This window comes from Pedobacter sp. (genome assembly GCF_035566355.1).
GTDB lineage: Bacteria > Bacteroidota > Bacteroidia > Sphingobacteriales > Sphingobacteriaceae > Pedobacter.
Map to the genome: position 1 here is coordinate 1 of NZ_DATMRL010000451.1, position 3,832 is coordinate 3,832.

The window sequence follows — 3,832 nt, forward strand, 5'->3', positions numbered from 1 at the left end:
TGAAGTTTTCAGACACAAATTCAATTAAATCCTATACATTTTCATTTTTGTCCTACTCATTAACACAGTCCAGAAACTACCTTTGATTCGTCAAAACAATAAAAAAACAGATGGACAATACATGGAACGAAGCCTACAAGCAAATGTGGGAAGACCGTTATCAGACAGAAGAATATGCTTACGGAAAAGAACCAAATAACTTTTTTGCATCCTGTTTGCAAAAGCTCAAACCAGGAGCTCTACTGATGCCTGCAGATGGTGAAGGAAGAAATGGAGTATTCGCTGCAAATTGGGGCTGGGAAGTCACTTCATTTGACCTTAGCTTCGCAGGAAAAGCAAAGGCCCTTGAACTCGCTGCATCACAGAACGTAAAACTGAACTACCTGGTCGGAGATGCGCAAGCCCTGGAATTTATACCAGAGTCATTTGATGCCATTGGATTGATCTATGCTCATTTTGCAGGAGAAAAAAAATCCCTGTTTCATCAGAAGCTATCGCAATCCCTCAAGCCTGGTGGCTATATCTTATTTGAAGCCTTCAGTAAAAATCATTTAAGCCTGGTCTTACAAAATCCTAAAGTTGGTGGACCAAAGGACATCAGCCAACTCTTCTCCACTGAAGAACTGACTGCAGATTTTAAAGGTTACAAATTCCTGATCCTCGAGGAAGCCATCATTGATTTGAATGAAGGAAAATGCCACATAGGAAAGGGCTCTGTAGTGCGAATGCTTGCTACAAAGCCTTTTAACCCTTAAATAACTTTAGTATTTACCATTCTCCAACCGTAAGCACATCGGCCTGGCGTGGGAATACTTTAGTTGTCAATACTTGGTGTACTTCTTCATCTCCATCTGCGCAACAGTCGGACAATACAGTTAAGCGATAGTCCTTATCTGCAGCCTCCCGCAAGGTAGATAGAACCACGCCGCTGGTAGAAATACCGGTTAACACCAAATGCTGCGCACCATAAGCCCTTAATACCACTTCCAAATCGCTTCCCGTAAATGCACTAAAGCGTCTCTTGGTTACCACAACTTCATTATCCTGTGGTTTTAAGCCCTCATGAACCTTAATGAATTCAGCCATATCAACGCTTTCAAAGCGTTCCTTACCAGCGGCAAAAGATTTATTATTCATACTGATTTCCGGTGAACCCTGACGAAAACCAACGACTACAAAGATCACAGGAATCTTCTGATCGCGTGCTTTGGCAATAGCTCTGGCTGTATTATCGACAATAGTAGCTGCCTGAGGCAACATCGCTACGATACCGGCTTGCATGTCCATGACAAGAAGAGCCGTGTTTGAGGTGTTTTGTTCCATCTTCTATTTTATTTATTCATTGTTATAACTGTACTTTATTACTATGCTCAGATCTAGCTTTCGGTATTAATTTATAAAACAACGCCGAAATTAAAAGCGCAATAATTCCCTGGCAAAGCATGGTGAAGGGAGCGCCTATTTTTTGGGAAACCGTGCCGATCAGTAAACTCCCCAGAGGCAGCATACCAAAATAGGCCATAGCCACATAACTCATTACCCTCCCTCTCATATGAGTAGCCGCCTCCATCTGTATGATGGTAATACTGGTAGACATTGGTGTGATAGACCCTAATCCTAATATCACCGCAAAGGGCAAGGCAAGTGCAAAATGACTCATCCGGGAAAACAGAATCAGCCCCATACCCAATACAACAATGCTCATCAGCATGATCATTCTGAAATTAGTTCCCTTTTTTGCCGAAGCCAGCAAAAAGCTGCCAATCAATGCGCCCAAACCAATGCAACCACTCAGGTAACCATAAGTGGCCGCATTTCCCTTAAAAACAACCTTTGCAAAAACCGGCTCCATGGTATCATAAGGTATAACCAGCAGGCTCAAGCAAATGATCAGGAAAATGAGCATACTGATGGATGGGGTTTGCTTCAGATAACGGAGCCCCTCAGCCAGTTCGGAAGAAATTTTTTTCCGAATAGCCGGTCGCTCAAATTCAGGAAACTTCATCAGCGAGAGCGAAATAATAACTGCAATGAAACTCACAGCGTTAATACTAAAGCAAATACCTGCACCAAACTGCTGTAATACCATACCAGACAGAGCAGGTCCTATTAGCCTGGCCATATTCACCATCGCCGAATTCAGTGAAATGGCATTTGCCACGTCGGCCTTGTCATTGACCATATCGTGCACCATTGGTTGTCTTGCGGGGGTATCAAAGGCATTAATGATCCCTAATACCGCACTAAGGGTCAGTATCTCCCAAATTACATAATGTCCGGTTAGAATTAATACCGTTAACAATATGGCTTGTATCATTGATGCTGCCTGGGTAACCAGTAGTATTTTATGCCGGTTATACCTGTCAGCAATCACTCCTCCAAACAAGGAAAGCAAAAAAGAAGGAAATTGTTGTGCGAATACGGCAAAACCAATCATTGACGCAGAATGGGTTATGGAGTAAATCACCCATATAACCGCCGTACGTTGCATCCAGGTACCAATCTGCGAAACGGATTGTCCAGCAAAAAAAAGTGCGTAATTACGGTTGCGAAAAGCACGGAAGGTATTATTGGTTACGTCTATGTTCATTTAATATGATTTTAATCAATTCGACACTTTATGTCTTTTTGTCTAATAACAGGTAAATTTTTTTATTTATATAAGCCTTGCATAGCCATACGGGTAAACATATCTACTGCAGACACTAATCTTTGTGCATCATTATCCAGGTCTAGTTCTCGTTTTAATCCACGCAGACAACTTAAAAGTACATAGATGAGCATCTCCAACTCCGAAGCCGACAGATTACGCACTTCACCTTTGTCCATCCCTTCAGTAAGCAAAGCTTCTAATAACTTACTTTCCTGTCTTATAATCAGATTATGATGAACGATCTTTGTTTTATTGAAATCAGATAAGGCATTTGCATCCATCCCTACATCAAGCATCTTAAAAAACGCTCTTTTTTCATGAAGTACTTCAAGCTTAGTTAAAAAAAAGGCACGAAACTTTTGCTCCACACCAGAAACCCGATTAACCGCATTGGTCATAGCCAACAACATTTCGCGGATCTCGATCATGATAACCGCATCAAAAATTTCATCCTTACTTTTATAGTAGTAATAAAGCGAACTACGGCCTTTCCCAATGGCTTTAGCCACATCATCCATTGTTACCTTGGCCAAACCATACGTCTGAAATAAGCCTTTAGCCGCCATCAGGATCTGCTCCTGCATTAAATCTTCTTTGGTAGAATTGCTCGCCGACATGTATGAAAAAGTTTTATCGCCGTAAAATTAAAAAATTTTTAGACAATCAGACATAAAATGTTTAAATGTTACAAAACAATCATTTGTTCTTTAACATCCATTGCAAACCCTTAATAAAGGTAGGCAACTGTGTATCCATATGGCCCAGATTGGAAAATAAATCTACTTTGTAATCCAAGGCCTTGCTCTGTGTGTTGAGTACCTCAGCTAAATCAGAACTCAGATCTTTCAATTTCATCATACCAGGTTCACGGTCACCATCCTCCAGTCCACCAAAAGTAATATATGCTTTAAGTTTCGAGGCCTTATCTAAAGGCTGTGAAAGCTCTTTGAATTTACTCAGCAAGTAATATTTATTATAGTGTAACGATGGGCTGGCCGCAATAAAACCATTAAAAGCAGCGCCCTTGCGGGTCAACGTATTCAACAAGGCAAAAGAAGTGAAATACCCTCCGAGCGAATGCCCCATTAAAATGCGATTTATGTGATCTGTTTTATACTTATTGTCCATTTTCGGCACTAATTCCTTGTTCAGAAAAGATAAAAACTTATCGCCCCCTCC

The 3,832-nt window shown here is 41.0% G+C and carries 5 protein-coding genes; 1 reads left to right on the forward strand and 4 read right to left on the reverse strand.

Annotated elements, in window-relative coordinates; genetic code table 11:
- Positions 1-110 precede the first annotated feature (110 nt).
- Positions 111-755: a class I SAM-dependent methyltransferase gene (locus tag VNZ46_RS17400; protein WP_325561312.1), complete on the forward strand. Its 645-nt coding sequence runs from the start codon at positions 111-113 to the stop codon at positions 753-755.
- Between the two features lie 13 nt (positions 756-768).
- On the opposite strand, the gene VNZ46_RS17405 is transcribed toward VNZ46_RS17400, so the two are convergent.
- The 4 genes from VNZ46_RS17405 to VNZ46_RS17420 form a co-directional block, all read right to left on the reverse strand.
- Positions 769-1,323: an isochorismatase family cysteine hydrolase gene (locus tag VNZ46_RS17405; protein WP_325561313.1), complete on the reverse strand. Its 555-nt coding sequence runs from the start codon at positions 1,321-1,323 to the stop codon at positions 769-771.
- Between the two features lie 22 nt (positions 1,324-1,345).
- Positions 1,346-2,590 carry an MFS transporter gene (locus tag VNZ46_RS17410; RefSeq protein WP_325561314.1) on the reverse strand — a complete coding sequence of 415 codons (1,245 nt, stop codon included), beginning with the start codon at positions 2,588-2,590 and terminating at the stop codon, positions 1,346-1,348.
- A 62-nt stretch (positions 2,591-2,652) separates the two neighbouring features.
- Positions 2,653-3,270, reverse strand: a complete 618-nt coding sequence (locus tag VNZ46_RS17415) for a TetR/AcrR family transcriptional regulator (protein WP_325561315.1) — start codon at positions 3,268-3,270, stop codon at positions 2,653-2,655.
- A gap of 79 nt (positions 3,271-3,349) precedes the next feature.
- Positions 3,350-3,832: alpha/beta hydrolase (locus VNZ46_RS17420; RefSeq protein WP_325561316.1), on the reverse strand; the 483-nt coding region annotated here is incomplete at its 5' end.

Coding starts and splice junctions, on each gene's coding strand:
- VNZ46_RS17400 (WP_325561312.1), top strand. CDS start 111: ATGGACAATACATGGAACGAAGCCTACAAGCAAATGTGGGAAGACCGT.
- VNZ46_RS17405 (WP_325561313.1), bottom strand. CDS start 1,323: ATGGAACAAAACACCTCAAACACGGCTCTTCTTGTCATGGACATGCAA.
- VNZ46_RS17410 (WP_325561314.1), bottom strand. CDS start 2,590: ATGAACATAGACGTAACCAATAATACCTTCCGTGCTTTTCGCAACCGT.
- VNZ46_RS17415 (WP_325561315.1), bottom strand. CDS start 3,270: ATGTCGGCGAGCAATTCTACCAAAGAAGATTTAATGCAGGAGCAGATC.